The organism is Aureimonas sp. OT7, from assembly GCF_014844055.1.
Lineage (GTDB): Bacteria > Pseudomonadota > Alphaproteobacteria > Rhizobiales > Rhizobiaceae > Aureimonas > Aureimonas altamirensis_A.
In genome coordinates this window covers 3,304,360-3,320,532 of sequence record NZ_CP062167.1, presented here as the reverse complement: position 1 = coordinate 3,320,532, position 16,173 = coordinate 3,304,360, and the positions used below count along the sequence as shown (strand labels likewise).

Annotated in this window: 18 protein-coding genes; 10 read left to right on the top strand and 8 right to left on the bottom strand. The window is 65.9% G+C overall.

Annotated features, from left to right (window positions below):
- The first annotated feature begins 49 nt into the window (after positions 1-49).
- From IGS74_RS15945 to IGS74_RS15930, 4 genes are all read left to right on the top strand, one after another.
- Positions 50-1,168, top strand: a complete 1,119-nt coding sequence (locus tag IGS74_RS15945) for an anhydro-N-acetylmuramic acid kinase (RefSeq protein WP_192387406.1) — start codon at positions 50-52, stop codon at positions 1,166-1,168.
- 87 nt (positions 1,169-1,255) lie between these two features.
- On the top strand, positions 1,256-1,759 hold the full coding sequence (locus IGS74_RS15940; protein WP_192387404.1) for a 2Fe-2S iron-sulfur cluster-binding protein: 504 nt from the start codon (positions 1,256-1,258) through the stop codon (positions 1,757-1,759).
- The gene (locus IGS74_RS15935; RefSeq protein WP_192387402.1) at positions 1,756-2,745 is read left to right on the top strand and encodes a xanthine dehydrogenase family protein subunit M; all 990 of its coding nucleotides are present in this window, start codon (positions 1,756-1,758) and stop codon (positions 2,743-2,745) included. Before IGS74_RS15940 ends, IGS74_RS15935 begins: the two co-directional genes overlap by 4 nt.
- The gene (locus IGS74_RS15930) at positions 2,742-4,979 is read left to right on the top strand and encodes a xanthine dehydrogenase family protein molybdopterin-binding subunit (protein ID WP_192387400.1); all 2,238 of its coding nucleotides are present in this window, start codon (positions 2,742-2,744) and stop codon (positions 4,977-4,979) included. Before IGS74_RS15935 ends, IGS74_RS15930 begins: the two co-directional genes overlap by 4 nt.
- Here the strand turns inward: IGS74_RS15930 and IGS74_RS15925 are convergent.
- Together IGS74_RS15925 and IGS74_RS20490 are read right to left on the bottom strand one after the other, a co-directional pair.
- A complete protein-coding gene (locus tag IGS74_RS15925) occupies positions 4,925-5,701 on the bottom strand; it encodes a carbohydrate kinase family protein (protein WP_192387398.1) in 777 nt (258 codons plus the stop codon). The two genes, IGS74_RS15930 and IGS74_RS15925, sit on opposite strands and share 55 nt — an antisense overlap.
- Before the next feature lie 165 nt (positions 5,702-5,866).
- Positions 5,867-6,073: a hypothetical protein gene (locus IGS74_RS20490; RefSeq protein ID WP_348641876.1), complete on the bottom strand. Its 207-nt coding sequence runs from the start codon at positions 6,071-6,073 to the stop codon at positions 5,867-5,869.
- Positions 6,074-6,181: 108 nt separating this feature from the next.
- Here IGS74_RS20490 and IGS74_RS15915 point away from each other — a divergent pair, with 108 nt between their 5' ends.
- From IGS74_RS15915 to IGS74_RS15905, 3 genes are all read left to right on the top strand, one after another.
- A complete protein-coding gene (locus IGS74_RS15915) occupies positions 6,182-6,814 on the top strand; it encodes a TetR family transcriptional regulator (protein ID WP_192387396.1) in 633 nt (210 codons plus the stop codon).
- A 603-nt stretch (positions 6,815-7,417) separates the two neighbouring features.
- Positions 7,418-7,759 carry a helix-turn-helix domain-containing protein gene (locus IGS74_RS15910; protein WP_192387394.1) on the top strand — a complete coding sequence of 114 codons (342 nt, stop codon included), beginning with the start codon at positions 7,418-7,420 and terminating at the stop codon, positions 7,757-7,759.
- A complete protein-coding gene (locus IGS74_RS15905) occupies positions 7,756-8,271 on the top strand; it encodes a DUF6456 domain-containing protein (protein WP_192387392.1) in 516 nt (171 codons plus the stop codon). The genes IGS74_RS15910 and IGS74_RS15905 overlap by 4 nt, the downstream gene beginning before the upstream one ends.
- On the opposite strand, the gene IGS74_RS15900 is transcribed toward IGS74_RS15905, so the two are convergent.
- Positions 8,231-8,656, bottom strand: a complete 426-nt coding sequence (locus tag IGS74_RS15900) for a SufE family protein (protein ID WP_192387390.1) — start codon at positions 8,654-8,656, stop codon at positions 8,231-8,233. The two genes, IGS74_RS15905 and IGS74_RS15900, sit on opposite strands and share 41 nt — an antisense overlap.
- An 84-nt stretch (positions 8,657-8,740) precedes the next feature.
- Complete coding sequence (locus IGS74_RS15895) at positions 8,741-9,118, bottom strand: DUF5330 domain-containing protein (protein ID WP_192387388.1); 378 nt, start codon at positions 9,116-9,118, stop codon at positions 8,741-8,743.
- A gap of 344 nt (positions 9,119-9,462) precedes the next feature.
- Between IGS74_RS15895 and IGS74_RS15890 the strand changes: the two genes are divergently transcribed.
- From IGS74_RS15890 to IGS74_RS15880, 3 genes are read left to right on the top strand one after another with little or no spacing between them, the layout of a single operon-like run.
- Positions 9,463-10,836: a HAMP domain-containing sensor histidine kinase gene (locus IGS74_RS15890; RefSeq protein WP_192387386.1), complete on the top strand. Its 1,374-nt coding sequence runs from the start codon at positions 9,463-9,465 to the stop codon at positions 10,834-10,836.
- 22 nt (positions 10,837-10,858) lie between these two features.
- On the top strand, positions 10,859-11,593 hold the full coding sequence (locus IGS74_RS15885) for a peptidoglycan-binding protein (RefSeq protein ID WP_039192108.1): 735 nt from the start codon (positions 10,859-10,861) through the stop codon (positions 11,591-11,593).
- A complete protein-coding gene (locus IGS74_RS15880; RefSeq protein ID WP_039192112.1) occupies positions 11,593-11,928 on the top strand; it encodes a DUF1491 family protein in 336 nt (111 codons plus the stop codon). Before IGS74_RS15885 ends, IGS74_RS15880 begins: the two co-directional genes overlap by 1 nt.
- Here the strand turns inward: IGS74_RS15880 and IGS74_RS15875 are convergent.
- The 4 genes from IGS74_RS15875 to IGS74_RS15860 form a co-directional block, all read right to left on the bottom strand.
- Positions 11,906-12,691, bottom strand: a complete 786-nt coding sequence (locus tag IGS74_RS15875; RefSeq protein ID WP_192387384.1) for a hypothetical protein — start codon at positions 12,689-12,691, stop codon at positions 11,906-11,908. The two genes, IGS74_RS15880 and IGS74_RS15875, sit on opposite strands and share 23 nt — an antisense overlap.
- Positions 12,692-12,771: 80 nt before the next feature.
- Complete coding sequence (locus tag IGS74_RS15870) at positions 12,772-13,320, bottom strand: hypothetical protein (RefSeq protein ID WP_192387382.1); 549 nt, start codon at positions 13,318-13,320, stop codon at positions 12,772-12,774.
- Complete coding sequence (locus tag IGS74_RS15865) at positions 13,313-13,915, bottom strand: DUF1214 domain-containing protein (RefSeq protein ID WP_246723158.1); 603 nt, start codon at positions 13,913-13,915, stop codon at positions 13,313-13,315. The genes IGS74_RS15870 and IGS74_RS15865 overlap by 8 nt, the downstream gene beginning before the upstream one ends.
- A 5-nt stretch (positions 13,916-13,920) precedes the next feature.
- Positions 13,921-16,071, bottom strand: coding sequence for a PBP1A family penicillin-binding protein (locus tag IGS74_RS15860; protein ID WP_192387379.1), 2,151 nt, complete (start codon positions 16,069-16,071; stop codon positions 13,921-13,923).
- Positions 16,072-16,173 lie beyond the last annotated feature (102 nt).

Here is a 16,173-nt window from a genome sequence, read left to right as displayed (position 1 = left end):
GGCTTGCGCAAGCCTTTCGCAAGATCGACAGGCGTCGGAAGGAACAACCATGGATGAGAGGTGGGCCGTCGGCCTGATGACCGGGACGGCACTTGACGGCAACGTTGACGTGGCCCTTCTGAAAACCGATGGGGACGACATCCTGGCGCTCGGGGCGCAGGCGCTGGAGCCTTATCCCGCCGAGGTCACCCGACTTTTGCGACAGGCGATGGCAGAGGCCGCGGCCTGGAACTTCACGGGGCCGGAGCCCGCCATCTTCCGCGAGGCGGAAGAGGCGCTGACACGAGCCCAGGCGGCGGCGGTGATGGCCGTTCTCGGGCGCGAAAGCATCGATCCGGCAAAGGTCTCGGTGATCGGCTTTCACGGGCAGACGGTGCTGCATCGCGCCGCAACGTCCGCCCGGATCGGGGCGAGCCGGCAGTTGGGCGATGGCATGCTGATGGCCCGGTTGACCGGCATAGCGACCGTCAACGATTTCCGGGGCGCGGATATTGCGGCTGGCGGGCAGGGGGCCCCTCTGGCACCGGTGTACCACCGTGCGCTGCTGCGCCATATCGGGGCGGGTTCGGGCAGCGCGCTGCTCAACCTCGGAGGCGTCGGCAACATCACCTGGTGTGCGCCGGAAGGGACGTTGCATGCTTTCGATACCGGGCCGGCCAATGCCCCGCTGGACGACTGGATATCGGGCCATACCGGCCAGACGATGGACCGGGATGGCGCCATCGCCGCCGCCGGCATCGTCGACGAAAGGCGCCTGGCGCGGCTTGCCGCCCACCCCTATCTGTCCGCGCCCTATCCGAAGTCTCTCGACAGGAACGATTTTACATCGGCGCTCGCGGAAGGGCTGTCGCTCGCGGATGGCGCCGCCCTGCTATCGGCATTCCCCGCCGCATGCGTTGCCGCCGCGCTGAAGCTCCTGCCCGGGCGGGTGGAGAGGATCGTCGTCTCCGGCGGCGGCCGGAAGAACCCCGTCATCATGCGTGAGATCGCATCGCGATGCGGCGTCGAAGCAGTCGATGCCGACGCGGTCGGCCTGCGCGGCGATGCCGTGGAGGCGGAGTGCTTCGCGCTGCTGGCCGTCCGCAGCCTGCGCGGCCTTCCGTTGAGTTTTCCCGGCACGACCGGTGTTCCGCATCCGATGACAGGGGGCGTCCTGTCCCGCCCCTGATGGAGTGTCTTTCGGCCTGGATGGCATCCTTCCCGCCCGTTCCGCGTTCAAAGTCTGGAACGGTTACAGGGAAGGACGACATCGGCCATGAAACTGACGGTCAATGGCAGCGACTATGCGCTGGACGTCGACATACGGACGTCTCTTCTCGATGCGCTGCGGGATCACCTTGCGCTGACAGGTACGAAGAAGGGGTGCGACCATGGGCAGTGCGGCGCCTGTACGGTGCTGGTCAACGGCCGCCGCATCAATTCCTGCCTGACGCTCGCCGTCATGCACGAGGACGACGAGATCGTCACGATCGAGGGGCTGGGGATGCCCGGCGACCTCCATCCGATGCAGGAAAGCTTCCTGAAGCATGACGGCTTCCAGTGCGGCTACTGCACGCCTGGCCAGATCATCTCCGCCGTCGGCATGCTGGGCGAGGTCAAGGATGGCTGGCCGAGCCACGCGACGGAGTTTCTCGACGGCGGGGCGGAACTGAGCGACGCCGAGATTTCCGAGCGGATGAGCGGCAATATCTGCCGCTGCTCCTGCTACCCCAACATCGTCGATGCGATCCGTGATGCAGCGGCGAAGGTGGAGTCATGAGGCGCTTCGACTACATCCGGGAAACCGAACCCGTCGCCGCCGCGCTGGCAGCCTCTGTGGCCGGCGCGCGGTTCATCGCCGGGGGCACCAATCTTCTGGACCTGATGAAGCTTCAGGTCGAGACGCCGGAGACGCTCGTCGACATTTCGCGCCTGCCGCTGAAGGACATCGAGCCGGATGCGGACGGCGGATTACGCATCGGGGCGCTGGTCCCAAACAGCGATCTTGCCGCCCACCCGGCGATCCGCCGCGACTTCCCTGTTTTGTCGCGCGCGCTTCTGGCCGGCGCGTCCGGGCAGCTGCGTAACAAGGCAACGACCGGGGGCAACCTGCTGCAGCGCACCCGGTGCGGATATTTCTACGAGACGAGCGCCGCCTGCAACAAGCGCGAGCCCGGCAGCGGCTGCGATGCCATGCAGGGCTTCAACCGCATGATGGCGGTTCTGGGCGCTTCGGATCGGTGTATCGCTGCCAACCCGTCCGATATGGCCGTCGCGATGCGCGCCCTGGATGCCGAAGTGGAGACACTGGACGCGCAAGGCGGCACACGGCGTATCCCGCTGCATGCGTTCCATCGTCAGCCCGGAGATACGCCGCATATCGAGACGACCCTCGAGCCCGGCGAACTGATTACCGCCGTCGTGCTGCCGCCGCCCCCGTCCGGCCGACACGTGTATCGCAAGGTACGCGACCGTGCTTCCTACGCTTTCGCCCTCGTCTCCGTGGCTGCCATCGTTGCCGTGGAGGATGGGCGGATCACGTCTGCGCGCCTTGCATTCGGCGGCATCGGCACGGTGCCGTGGCGATCCCGCGCCGTGGAAGAGGCATTGGCCGGAGAGCGTCCGGAGCGAGCCCTGTTCCTGACGGCCGCAGATATCCTGCTGCGGGATGCGGTGGGCCACGGCGACAATGATTTCAAGATCGATCTGGCGCGCCGCACACTGGTTGCCGTGCTGGAGGAGACGACAGGGGGCAAGCCCGCATGAGTGCCATCAAGACAAGCTACAGGATGGATGAGCCGGCAGACGAGACGCGGCTGGACAAAGGCGCGGTGTCGGTGATCGGCAAGCCGGTCGACAGATACGAAGGCCAACTCAAGGTCAGCGGTCAGGCGCCTTACGCTTACGAGCAGATGAAGGACAGGTCGTCCGACTTCGCCTACGGCTTCCTCGTGCTGTCGACACGGGGCGTCGGCAATATCGCGCGCTTGGATGTCGACGCGGCGATGGCTGCGCCGGACGTGTTGCATGTCGTGACAGACCCGCGCGGCGTCCGGGCCGCTGCCGACCCGAACGACAAGAAGCCTGCGCTGATCGCCGGCAAGGTGGCCTATTATGGGCAGCCCATCTGCCTCGTCGTGGCTGAAACCTTCGAAGCGGCGCGGGACGCCGCGAAACTGGTGCGGGTTGACTATGAGCCGACAGCCGGTCGCTACGATCTTCTGGAAGGGCTCTCCGAGGCATTCGACCCGGGCGACGGGGCCATGCCGTCAACTGTGGAGAAAGGCGACTTCGAGGCCGCCTTCGCCCAGGCCGAGGTAACGCTGGACGAAACCTATACCACCCCCGCCCAGAGCCATGCCGCCATGGAGCCCCACGCGGCCATCGCCGAATGGGATGGCGACAGCCTTACCGTTCATGGATGCTACCAGCTCGTATCCACGAATGTCGGCCAGTTGGCCGCGGCTCTCGGAATCGGCAAGGACAAGGTGCGTTTGATAGCGCCCTTTATCGGCGGCGGATTCGGCGGCAAGCTCGGAATCGGGCCGGAAGCCGTTTTCGCGGCACTTGCCGCCAGGGAAGTCGGGCGGCCGGTCAAGATCGCGCTGACGCGGCAGCAGGTTTTCCAGACGACGAGCCGACGCACCGATACGGTCCAGCGTATGCGTATCGGCGCCACGCGGGACGGTCGGATCACGGCGATCGGGCACGATACCGTCTCCGGCAATACCGAGGGCGATTCCTTCTTCGAACCGGCCGGCATATCGACGGTGTTCCTGTACAGTGGCGAAAACCGCCGCATCACCCATCGCAAGGTGAATGTAAACGTTCTACTGGCCTCATCCATGCGGGCGCCAGGAGAAGCCGTCGGCATGTTGGCGCTGGAAAACGCCATGGACGAAATGGCCGAGAAGCTCGGCCTCGATCCGATCGAATTTCGCAAGCGCAACGAACCGGAGATCGATCCGCAGGATGGGCTGCCCTTCTCGTCGCGGCGGCTGGTGGATTGCATGGACGAGGGCGCCCGCCTGTTCGGATGGGACGCACGCCCGAAGACACCCGGCAGCCGGCGCGAGGGCGACTGGCTCGTGGGCATCGGCATGGCGGCAGCCTCGCGCAAGAACCTGCTCATGCCCGCAAGCGCGCGGTTGACGCTGACCACGGACGGCAGGGTGCGTATCGAAACCGACATGACGGATATCGGCACCGGCACCTATACGATCCTGTCGCAGATTGCCGCCGACATGCTGGGAGTGGATTTGTCGGACGTCACCGTCGTACTGGGCGATTCCAGTCTGCCGCAGGGGCCAGGCTCGGGTGGCTCATGGGGGGCAAGTTCGTCCGGGTCCGCCGTCTATACGGCCTGCGAGGCCGTGATTGCGGCGCTTGCAGAGCGCATGGGCGTTGCGCCAGGAGACATTACACTGGCCGACGGCAGTGCCATCGCCGCCAACAGGCAGGTGAAATTGTCGGCCCTGGTCGGGCTGGAGGATCTTATCGTGGAAGCGACCTTCAAGCCCGGCAAGGCTTTCAAATCAACGCATCAGGCCAGTTACGGTGCGCATTTCTGCGAAGTCGCGGTGAATGCGATCACCGGTGAAACTCGCGTCCGCCGCCTGCTGACGGTGGGCGCAGCCGGCCGGATCCTCAATGAAAAAACGGCGCGCTCCCAGTGTTTCGGCGGCCAGATTTTCGGTATCGGCACGGCGCTCACGGAAGAGCTCGTCATCGATCCGCGCAGCGGGCTCATGGTCAACCACGATCTAGCTGAATACCATGTCCCCGTGAATGCAGACGTGCCGCAATTGGAGGTCGTCCTGCTGCCGGAGCTCGATCGGTATGCCAGCCCGCTGGCGTCCAAAGGCATCGGCGAACTGGCGATCAGCGGTGTCGGAGCCGCCGTGACGAACGCCATATACAATGCATGCGGCATACGTGTTCGGGACTATCCAATGACATTGGACAAAGTCTTGAAAGGGCTGCCGGCCCTTGCTTCATAAGGGGTCTCGGCCTGAGGCGCGGTGGCCTTCGACAAGGCGGCCTCGATCGCCTCGGGCATCGATTTGCGAACGGACAGGGCCGCCGTCAGGGCGCCGACAAAATTGTTGCTCACGGAGCGCTCGTTCATGTCTTCGCCACGGGGAGACAGAAAGCGCTGCGCGGGCGATTCGCCTTCCGCATAGAGCGCGCCTTCGCGGCCGTCCGTTGCAACCACCGCAAACGACGCCCAATAGGCAAGCGCGCCGACCATCTCCGTCGTCGTCTGGCAATCGCCCAGCATCTCCTGCCCGAGAAGGCCGACCGCCTTCTGCAGCTCGACCTGCCGGAGGATCAGGATATCGGTTCTGCCCAGCACCGCATGCAGTTCGGGCATCGCGAAGATGGCCGGCATGCAGGACAGATTGAAGACGACATGGGCGCCGGCGTCGCGCGCCGCCCGTGCCACCTTCATGAGATGCGCAAAGGGGATTTCGACGTTCAGGACGACAATGGCACCGCATTCGAGCCCGAGGTCGCCGTCTTCGGCCGGATGGGCGGACAGAAGCTCGATGGATGCGGGGAGGCCATCGACGGTCGGCCTGGCGCGCGATTCATCCAGGACGACCAGCCGCACGCGGTTGCCCCCACCGGCCGCGGCCCTGATCTGCTCGCTGACCGCGCTTCCCGACATGCCGGCACCCAGGCCTTCGACATCGCCCGCAGTTCCGAAAAAGATCAGCATGTTCCCTCACTCAACAGGCTGATTGAACAGCAGCCCTTTTGGAGGAGAATTGCCGTTAACCGCGATCCGTCAAGTTCGGAGAACGCATTGAGACGACTTCGGTTACAATAATTTTAAGTTGCGTTGTTTATGTCGCAAGGAAACTATCGACGGATTGGCGCCGGATCAGCGCCGGAAACGGCCGCGGTCGATCTCGCGCTGGCGAATCTCCAGGTCGGCAAGGGACGTCGCTTCGTTCAGGTAGCTTTCTTCGATGTCGCCGGTACGCACGACCAGGCGGCGCAGATGATGACGCAATTTCATGGCTTTCTCCTTATGCTGTCGATGGAAGGTATGGGCCACAGGCTCTTGCTGCAATGCAGCATCGCGCATGGCTGGCATGCGATGCACGACAGGGTGATCGAGAGGCGCCAAGGGCACGAAATCTCTTGCAATGCACCATTTTTACATTCATATATGAATGTAATTATTGGAGCCCGGATGAGACGTACCAAACAGGAAGCGGCGGAAACCCGCGAGACGATCCTCGACGCCGCGGAAGCGGTATTCTTCAAGAGGGGCGTCAGCCAGACGAGCCTCAACCAGATCGCGGCCGCCGCCGGTGTTACGCGGGGTGCGATCTACTGGCATTTCTCGAACAAATCCGATCTGTTTCGCGCGATGTGCGACCGCGCCCATCTGCCGCAGGAGGAATTCTTCCGGGCACAGGCATTGATGGAGTCTCCCTCGCCATTGACGCACCTTCGGGACTTTACCGTCGAGACGTTCAAGCGCTTCCAGGAAGATGAGCGGGCCAAGCGGGTTTTCACTATCATCCTCCTGCGCTGCGAGTATGTCGGCGAGATGGAAGAGGCGCTATGGGACCACAGGCAGGGCCGGGAGGTCATGCGTGCCAATGTGGAGGCGATCTTCGAGCGGGCGGCGGCCTCCGGCCAGCTCGGCCCGGCCTGGACGCCCGAGGCGGCCACCAACGCTTACCTATGCATGCTCGTCGGCCTGTTCGGCGAATGGCTTAAGAACAGTTGTGAGTTCGACCTGGGGCGTGTCGGCCGCCTGACCATGGACAGCCTCTTCGGCAGCATGGCGACCTGCCCTTCGGCTGCACAGGGCTGAGGGTCGGCCTCGGGACACTCCATCGCCAGGAGCCGCTTGCGCGTCCGATGCAGCAGCATATGCCGCGATACGTCATAGCCCGGCCTGCCGCTGCGCGCCTGCCGGGACAGGTACTCGATGCGGGTTTGAAGCAGTTGCAAGGCTGCGGCCGCAAGCGTGCGCGGCAATCGCCCGTCGGGCGCCTCCAACACCTGCACCTCGCTCCTGGTGTAGCCGAGATGCAGCAGAACTCCCATAAGTTCCAGATTGGCTTCCGCCTTCGTCCGGGCGTGGGCGGCGTGTGCAACGAAGGCGCGTGCAGCGCGCGCCAGCGCCATTTCCATATCCGATGCCTCTTTCATGCTCTCTTCCTTTCGCAATGCCAGGAGGAGAAAAGTGAGGCTACGCCTTAGGGTGGGGATAAATACTCTAGATTAATATCGTGAATTGCGGTGGAAAACGCCGCTATCGAAGGCTTTGGCCCGGGCCGCCGGTTCGAATGTGTGTGAATTTATTCACATGTCCCGCCGATGTCGTTCAATCGGCGCGTCGAGGTAGTTCCGGGGTTGAGTTATGATGACTATGCATTCCGTGCCGTCGGCGTATCAGCGGGCGCCAGCCCCGATGGCCGCCGGACGCGTATCCGGCCCATGCGGCATGGCGATCGCGATAGCCGCCGTCTTCTGCAACCAGCAGGAAAGCGAGATCGCTGCGCCGACACGATCCGCCGCGTCCGTATGCGACGCCCGCCATATCGCCATGTATCTTGCCCATGTCGTATTCCAGTGCCCGGCCCGCCAGATCGCGGACGCCTTCCGCCGCGACCGCACAAGCATCGGGTATGCCCTTCGCCGCGTGGAGGACCGCCGCGACGATCCGGCCTTCGATACGTTCCTGGCGCGGATGGAACGCTTTGCCGAAAGTTGTCGGGATATGATGGCATCGCCGTGGGAGGTTGCCCGGTGAAGCGCGCCCGGACGGAGGATGTGCTTGTACGGCTCGGCAGGGCCGAGCGCGGCGGCAAGGCTTTCCTGAGCGGGGCCGAGCGGGACGCGGGAGAGAGGTTCTCGCGCGACTTCGAGTTTGCGGGTCTCCAGCCTTCGACGAGCCAGAGCTACGACCCGACGCCGAAAGGGCAGCGCGGCGGCCCGGACGACAGGGGCGCCGATACCGCGATCGACGCGCGAACGCGCGTGGGCAAGGCCCTCGCCGCGGTTGGACCGGAACTTTCGGGCATCGTGATGGATATATGCGGCCTGCAGATCGGCCTCGAAGAGGTGGAGCGGCAGCGTGGCTGGCCGGTGCGCTCCGGAAAGCTGGTCTTCAAGCTGGCGCTGGGGGCGCTTGCACGCCATTACGGCTATAGCGAAGCCGCCATCGGCCCGACGCAGCCGGGTGCACGGACGCGCGGCTGGATGGCCGAGGGTGCCCGGCCTTCTATCCGGCCGGCTGCACCACCCGCCGGGCATCGTCCTTGATGCGAGCGACCATGGAGCGGAGCCCGTTGGATCGCTGGGGCGTAAGGTGTTCCTTCAGGCCGAGCCGTTCGAATATGGCTTCGGCGTCGGCGTCCAGGATCTCCGGTGCGGTGCGGCCGGAATACAGGGCAAGCGTGATGGCGACGAGACCGCGCACGATATGCGCGTCGGATTCCCCCGCATAATGAAGGCGCGGCACCGCGCCGTCCTCAAGGGTCTGTTTCAACCAGACCTGACTGACGCAGCCGCGCACCTTGGTCGCCTCGTTCATGTCTTCCGGCGCCATGGGGGGCAGTTCCCGCCCAAGCTCGATGACGTAGCGGTACTTGTCTTCCCAATCGTCCAGAAACTCGAAGTCGGAGAGGATATCCTCGATCTTGCGCATGATGTCTCGTTTCGTTGGGCCGCGCGAATTTTAGCGTGTGCGCACGATATAGGGCATGCAAGGGGCAAGGTTAAACCCCGGCCGTCACCCTGCCGGGCGTGGCTGGGGATGCGGCACCGGCTTGCCGACCGGATTGCCGGCGGCCTCGGGCCGGACCGGACCGACAAGGGCCTGTGCGGGCTGTGTGGCCGCCGCCTGCGCGGCCGGCTGCGCTGCCGGGCCTGTCGCCGCCGTTCCTCCGCGCACAAGCGCATATCCATATTCGAGCCCGTCGCCGATGCGATTGAGCACGAAGCCGGCAATCTGCGAGCCGGCCCCGCAGGCGGCGGGCGCCCGTTCGCAGAAGCCCCCGAGGTCACTGACCGCTTGTTGGAAGCCCGCAAAGGCAAGAAAGTAATTGATGTCCTCTCCCTCGCGGGCGCGGTCGGCGCCCGGCAGGAAAAAGGCGATCAGCCCCAGCAAGAATGCCATCCTGATGACGAAGCGGATCAAACGGCGGGCCCATCCCTGGCGTTTCGGTTGCTCTCCTGTATCGCATCAGGGTTTCCGCTTCCTTGAAATCCGTCGGGCGCGGTGCTCCCGACCCGTCGCAATACGATGGAGGATGCGCTCAACTCCTTGTAAAATCATGATTTACGCTTGGATGCCGACGATTAACCATGTTGAGCGATGCCCTTCCGAATCCATGGTGAAAGGCGCCATTCGGCATGCCCCGCGGCCCTGCGGGCAGGCTGACTTATGGCTTCATTAAAGGGTTGGCGGGCACGATCCCGCCGATTGGACAGAGGCTGCGACACACATATTCGATGGCGAAAGAGACTCCCGCAAACACCGCGCACCAGAAGGAAGGGCACGCCGGCCGGCGCGGCGCCCGCCTTGGCGGCTGGCTGCGCGATGGTCTGGACGGGCTTCTGCCGGCCCAGTTCGAGGGGCGGGCGCGGGTGGCGCGACTGCGCGTGCTGCTGGTGCTTCTGGCGGTCGGCATGGGGTGCGCGATGCTGGCGGTGTGGGCAGGTGTCGCCATGGGCGCCGTCAGCCGCGAATTGCTGCTTGCCTCGATCGCGTGCATGGCGGGCGCGGCGGTGACCGTGTCCTGGCGCGTGTCCGCCGCAGCGGCACGGACGCCCTGCGCCGTGCTGCCGGCTTTTGCAAAGGCCCTCCTGGCCGATGAGACGATTTCGCTGATCCTGATTCTCGACCGGCAGGGGCGCATCCTGCAGTCCGTACGCGGGCCCGAGCCGGGGGGCGGCCTGGCCGACCTCGTCCATCTTCGCGACCGCATCGCCGTTCTTTCCGCCCTGGCCTCCCTGAGGGACGGGGGCGCCCGCGCCGATCTGCAGCTTCGCGCCGCCGATGGGATCGGCACAAGCGGCATGCGCCTCAAGCTGGTGGCGATGGACGGGGCCGACGCGGCCGGGGCCGTGCTGGCGGTCGGCGAACCGAATGACGAGGTCCGCCCGATTGACGCGGGGTCGGTCGAGTCGGCGCTGCACAGTGCCGTACGCGCCAGCGCCGGCAAGACGAGCCTGTTGACGGCTCTCGGGCACGAGCTCGCCGTTGCGGGCCATGGCGCCGGCTCCTTGCCCGTCGACCTTCTGGCCAGCGCCCTATGCTACCTGTCCCGCATCGATGGCGGCGCCTGCCGGTTGGAGCCGACGAGCCTGCCGATCGCGCCGCTTGTGGAGAGCACCCTTGTGACCGCCCGCGCGGAGGCCGCGGGCAAAGGCCTGCGGCTTGCCGTGACCACGGCCGACAATGGCGCGTGCGTCGCCGACGTCGAGGCGCTTCGGCTGCTGTTCGGCATCGTCTTCGCCAATGCCGTTGCCGCCACGCCGCGCGGCGAGATCGATATCCGCGTGGCCACCGACGAAAGCGGCCTGCGCCTGACCGTGACCGATGGCGGCGATGGCCTTGCCGGCTCCGACGCACAGCCGGCGCTCAATTGCGCGCTGCTGATGGCGCGCAGCCTGTGCGACATGCATCTCGGAAGGCTGCAGACCTGCAGCCGCGCCGGTATCGGCACCGTGGTAGACTGCTTCATTCCGGCCGATTGCCAAGCGCGCATCGCCGCACGATCTGCAACTCCAATGGAAAATATCGTAAGCCTGACAGATGCCCGTAAAAAAGCCCCGGACCTCGCCCCAAACATCCCGCAAGCGCCGAACCGCCGCTCAGCCTGACCGTATAGGCGGCGCGACGCGCTTGATCGCGACGCTGGCCTCGGCCGGCGCGCTCGGTTTGTATCGCCTCGTCTCCAGACGGCCGCTCCTGTATCTCGGCACGGCGGCCTTCCTGACGCTCGGCTCCGTCGTCGGCGCCAACGCCTTTCGGCAGGAGGCGGGAATCGTCAGTCCCATCCTGGCGACGCGCGGCGGGGTCCATGTTTCCTCGGAGCCGGCCGACATCACGGGCGCGATCCCGCAGGAAAAGGTGGTGGCCGCCATCGAGGAATGGCGCCCCGTCAACGACCCCCGCATCATGTCGGTGCCGCTGGTGCGCGAGGTGCAGCAGGTGCTGCAGTTGCACGGCTTCTACAAGAGCGAGATCGACGGCAGGCCCGGCCAGGCGACCGATCTTGCGGTCCGGCAGTTCCAGGAGAGCCAGGGTCTTCAGGTGGACGGCATGATCACGCCGCTGCTGCTGACGCAGGTGCGCCAGTACGGGCAGGTCAACCCGACCCCCGGGGGAGACGACCGCAGCCTCGAAGAGCGCGTCGCGGAGTTGAATGCCGCTTCCGGCAACGACCGCGAGCTGGTGCGCCAGATCCAGTCCGCGCTGACGCGGGCCAATGTCGCAGAGCTGCGGGCGGACGGCATCGCCGGAGAGCAGACGCGTGCGGCCATCCGCACGTTCCAGGCCCTCCACGGCATGGACGTGACGGGCGAGCCGGATGGCGACGTGCTCAAGAAGCTGACGGACGTCGGCGCGGTACACTGATGCGGATCACCGCCGACCTGTTCGTCGCGCAGCTGATCCGGCGGGTCTTTGCCGATGGCGGCTTCGCCGCCGTCGAGCGCCGGGGCGCGGAGGCGGCGGGAGCGATCTTCGTAGTCGTGCGACACCGAGACGGCAGCGTGCAGTTGTACGCGCCGGCGGTTCAGGCCCTGGCCGACGAGGATGGCGAGCGCCGCTTCATGACCGAGCCCCAAAAGGACCCGGAGGCGCTGGCGAAGCGCTTCGAGCGGGAGGCGCGTTTCGACCCCGATTTCTGGGTCGTCGAACTGGAGACGGATGACGTCTCCCGCTACCTCATGCTTGCCGAGGCTGGGTGACCGGACACTCGGGCCGCTGTCGCCGCTTGCCGAAATGGCTGCGGGCCGGGGCATCGGCCGAAGGTTCGCGCAGGCGGCCGAAGGTTTCCCCACGGGAGTGTCCATATTCCGCCCTGAGCCTGCGTCGGCATTCGTCCGGATCGAGTTTGCGGTAATCCGCCGCGAAGCCGTCCAACGCCTGGATGTCGCTGGAAAACTCCGGCCGTAGCATCATAAGGATCGCCAGGGCATCGCCCGGGCTGGCCTTCAGGCCCTTCAACGCCATGGCGATCATGTGTCCGCCGGTGTCGCCGGTAAAATCCGGGCGTCGCCCGCGTTGCAGACCGTAGGCATCCGCCAGACGGTCGAAAGCCTTGTCCAACTGACCCTTCAGCGCGGCTTCGGCGACAGCCTGGACCGCGGGAGAGGCCGTCGGGCAAGCCTCTGCGCCGGTATCGGCCAACCGCAGTTGGGTGCGGCGAACGAGCCCGAGCAGCGGTGCGGATGCGGCCTCCGGCCGCGCCGGAAGCTCTGCCGCCAGGGCCTCGACGCTGACCGGGCTGTTATCCAGGCCCGAAAGCACACTGGCGACCTCGCGCCTGGCAGGGTCCGACAGGCGCGGCCAGCTGGACAGGACAAGGCGTGTCAGATCCTCTGCCTGGCGTCGGCTGGGCCGCTCTATGGCCGAGAAGGCGGAAATTGCGGCAAGCGCCACCGTGTCGATGGACTGCGCACCTTGCGGCTTTTCCAGCGTGCGGAAGAGGGCGGGTGCGGCGTCGATCATGGTGCGTTGCGTATCGTTCCTGTGAGGGTTTGCCCAAATTAGACCGGAAACCTTAACCGATCATTAACCATGCCGGACCGTCAGGACGGCGGCAGCGGTTCGGTCCGGCACTGCAGCGTTGCGACGAAGCGTGCCGCCGCGGCCGCAAGGCTGGGCGCCTCCACCACGCCGCGCAACACGATATAGCCCTCGACTGCATCGGAGGGCACGAAGATCGAGGCGTTCTCGTCGAACGTCCCCGCCAGGCGCAACTGGTCGAACTGTTCCTGTGTGCCCAGCATGATATCCAGCGTATCGTCGAGGGCGGCGCGCTGGTTGATACTGTAGATGTTGTCGCCGGAGGGGCTGAACAGCGATGCCGTCCAGAAGGCCGAGGACGGCTCCGCCGTCAGGTGCACCGGCCCGCTGGCGCTGGAAAAGCGACATGTGGACAGGTCGAAGGCCGGGTCGACGAAGGTGAACGGCCCGGAGCCTGCGGCCAGCACTTCGGTTTCGAACAGCGCGCTGCGCGCCGACAGGCGGCTCCATGCGCTGTCCTCGGCGATCCTGGGCATGGCCAGGATGACGCCGATATGGACGACGGCGGCGCCGACGAGACCCACCAGAAGAGCGAGGATCAGCTTACCCACGGCCGGTGCAACCCGTTCTGTCTATGGTGGGCAGGGCCAGCCTTTCGGTACCGGCCGAACTGCTGGCCGGCGTATCGTACAACGATAGCGCCAGGACCACCGGGCCGCCATCGCCGGGCAGCGACAGCCAGTTGCCGGGCTGTGCCACCGCGCTCGCCACGATGGGTGCGGCGTTGGCATCGTCGCGCATCAGCCTGGAGGATACGAGAACGCTTGGCCGATCGGACTGCCGCGGCAGGGCAAGCCGTCCGTCCGGGCGGTAGGCCGTCAGCGTGTAGAGGCGCGCCAGCGGTATCGGCCCCTCGACCCGGTAGGTGCAGTCCGCACTGAGGGGGCGCCCGTCGGAATCGGTCGCGGCACGGAAGGCCAGCCCTTCGCCGAGGCCGAGGGTGAGATTGCCGTCTTTTGCCGACCGTGCCCTGGAATAAGGGTCTGCTGCCGGAGAGCCGGTCATCCTGTCGGCACGCCATGGGCCGATGGCGATGACGCCCTGGCCCTCGAAACGCGCCAGGAGGGCCTGGGCCGACCAGGCGCCGCCGCCGAATGCGACGACGATCGCGACAAGCATCAACAGGACGAGGCGCAGCCCTGGCATTGCGGTCAACGGGCTTCCGCGGCCATGGCGTCTTCGCCCCGCGCGGCGACGCGGTTGGTGCCCGTGGGCGGGGCGTCGCGCATCATGCGGGACAGATTGGACAGAAGGCGTTGCGTATCGGCATTGATGCTGGGCGGCCGCGTGATGACGGGCGCGTCGCCGTCGCGTGCCGCAACAGGCGTGCTGCCGGGCTCGGGCAGGGGGTTCTCGATATCGGGTATGGGATAGAGGTCGATCCCATTGTGGGCGGCTTCCATGAAGCGTTGCCACGTCATTGCCGGCAACGAGCCGCCGGTCAGCTTGTTGGTCGGCCTGAAGCTGTCGTTCCCATACCAGACGGCCGCGGTGAAATTACCCGTGTAACCGACAAACCAGGCATCCCGGTAGCCCTGCGTGGTGCCCGTCTTGCCGGCTGCCCGCGTCATGGACAAGGCGGCGCGGCGGGCGGTTCCACGCTCGGGAATCTGCACCAGCATCTCGTTCATGGAGCGGGCCGCCTCTGCCGACAGCACGCGCTGCGGCGCAGGCAGATCCCGCGCGGCACTCCAGACGACATTGCCTTCCCCATCCATCATGTCCAGCACGGCGTGGCGGTTTGCCTGCATGCCCCCGGCAGGGAATACCGCATAGCCGGTCGCCTGGTCCATCACCGTCACCTCGTTGGTGCCGAGTGCGATGGTCTTGTCGCCGCGAAGCGGCGTCTCGACGCCCATGCGCGCGGCGAGCCGGGCGACGTTGCCGGAGCCGACCTTCTGGCTGAGCTTGACCGCAACCGTGTTGATGGAACGGGCCAGCGCCGTTTCCACCGACATGCGCCCCGCGAAGGAGTTGCCGTAGTTCTGCGGCGACCAGTTGCCGACGCGAACCGGCCCGTCCACCACCGTATCCTTGGGCGTCATGCCGTCTTCCATGGCGGCCGCGTAGATGTACGGCTTGAAGGAGGAGCCCGGCTGGCGAAGCGCGCGGGTGGCGCGGTTGAACTGCGAGACGCCGTAATCGCGTCCGCCAACCAGCGCCCGTACCCCGCCCTCGTGATCCAGCACCACCATGGCGCTCTGCTCCACGCCGTAGGTCTTGCCGAACTGGCGCAGATGATAGTCGATCGATTCATCGGCCAGCCGCTGCAGCCCCATGTCGATCGTGGTGCGTGCCGTAAGATTGCGCAGCTTGGTGCCGGCCGTCAGGCGGCGCACCTCGTCGAAGGCGAAGTCGAGGAAATAGTCGGGCGAAGCGACGGTGGACCGGTCGACGGCCGTGGCGGGCCGGCGTCTGGCCGCAACAACCTGGCCCTCCGTCATGAAGCCGCTGTCCACCAAGGCGCCAAGCACGACATTGGCCCGGGCGCGCGCCGCGGGCAGGTTGATATGCGGCGCATAGGCGGCCGGCGCCTTGAACAGGCCGGCCAGCATGGCCGCCTCGGCCAGGGTCACGTTGCGGACATCCTTGCCGAAATAGAACTCGGCCGCCGCCGCGGCGCCGAAAGTGCCGCCGCCCATATAGGCGCGGTCGAGATACATCGCCAGGATCTCGCGCTTGGAGTAATGCGTCTCCAGCCACAGGGCGATGAACGCCTCGTTGATCTTGCGGTCGATCGACCGCTCGTTGGTCAGGAACAGGTTCTTGGCCAGTTGCTGCGTCAGGGTGGAGCCACCCTGCACCACGCCGCCGGCGCGCGCATTTTCGCTCATGGCGCGTCCGAGGCCGACGAAGTCGATACCCCAATGCTCGAAGAAGCGGCGGTCTTCGGTCGCCAGGACGGCCTTGAGAAAATGATCCGGCATCTCTTCGATCGGCACCGCGTCGGCGCGCAGTTCGCCGCGCCGGCCGATCTCGTTGCCATGACGGTCGAGGAAGGCGACCGAATAGGAACCCTCGGCAGGAAGGCCGTCTGCAGTCAGGCGCATGGCCGGCTGCGCCAGGGCCAGCAGCACAAGCAGGCCCGCGACGCCGAGCGTGAGCCCCTCGCAGGACAACTCCACCATGACGCGGTTGAAGCCGCGCGCACGAAACTTTCGGGAAAAGATTGTCAGGCTTTCCCAGGCGGCCGAAAAGCCGTGAAAAAGCCGCCACAAGCTGCTATCCAGCCAGGCATCGACTTCGATAAGCGGCGTTGGGCCGCGCCGCTTCTGCCGGTTGGGTGGGAGATGTTTCCGCACGCTTATCACCACCACGCATACGGGGCACACGGAATGGCTTCCGCTGCCCGGCTTCGTACGCCCTTCATAACCCTAGGTGAGCAAATTGACGGTAAACAGCAA

Excerpts from the sequence above, each read along its gene's own strand:
- IGS74_RS15945 (WP_192387406.1), top strand. The coding sequence starts at position 50 with ATGGATGAGAGGTGGGCCGTCGGCCTGATGACCGGGACGGCACTTGAC.
- IGS74_RS15940 (WP_192387404.1), top strand. The coding sequence starts at position 1,256 with ATGAAACTGACGGTCAATGGCAGCGACTATGCGCTGGACGTCGACATA.
- IGS74_RS15935 (WP_192387402.1), top strand. The coding sequence starts at position 1,756 with ATGAGGCGCTTCGACTACATCCGGGAAACCGAACCCGTCGCCGCCGCG.
- IGS74_RS15930 (WP_192387400.1), top strand. The coding sequence starts at position 2,742 with ATGAGTGCCATCAAGACAAGCTACAGGATGGATGAGCCGGCAGACGAG.
- IGS74_RS15925 (WP_192387398.1), bottom strand. The coding sequence starts at position 5,701 with ATGCTGATCTTTTTCGGAACTGCGGGCGATGTCGAAGGCCTGGGTGCC.
- IGS74_RS20490 (WP_348641876.1), bottom strand. The coding sequence starts at position 6,073 with ATGCGCGATGCTGCATTGCAGCAAGAGCCTGTGGCCCATACCTTCCAT.
- IGS74_RS15915 (WP_192387396.1), top strand. The coding sequence starts at position 6,182 with ATGAGACGTACCAAACAGGAAGCGGCGGAAACCCGCGAGACGATCCTC.
- IGS74_RS15910 (WP_192387394.1), top strand. The coding sequence starts at position 7,418 with ATGGCCGCCGGACGCGTATCCGGCCCATGCGGCATGGCGATCGCGATA.
- IGS74_RS15900 (WP_192387390.1), bottom strand. The coding sequence starts at position 8,656 with ATGCGCAAGATCGAGGATATCCTCTCCGACTTCGAGTTTCTGGACGAT.
- IGS74_RS15890 (WP_192387386.1), top strand. The coding sequence starts at position 9,463 with ATGGCGAAAGAGACTCCCGCAAACACCGCGCACCAGAAGGAAGGGCAC.
- IGS74_RS15880 (WP_039192112.1), top strand. The coding sequence starts at position 11,593 with ATGCGGATCACCGCCGACCTGTTCGTCGCGCAGCTGATCCGGCGGGTC.
- IGS74_RS15875 (WP_192387384.1), bottom strand. The coding sequence starts at position 12,691 with ATGATCGACGCCGCACCCGCCCTCTTCCGCACGCTGGAAAAGCCGCAA.
- IGS74_RS15865 (WP_246723158.1), bottom strand. The coding sequence starts at position 13,915 with ATGCCAGGGCTGCGCCTCGTCCTGTTGATGCTTGTCGCGATCGTCGTC.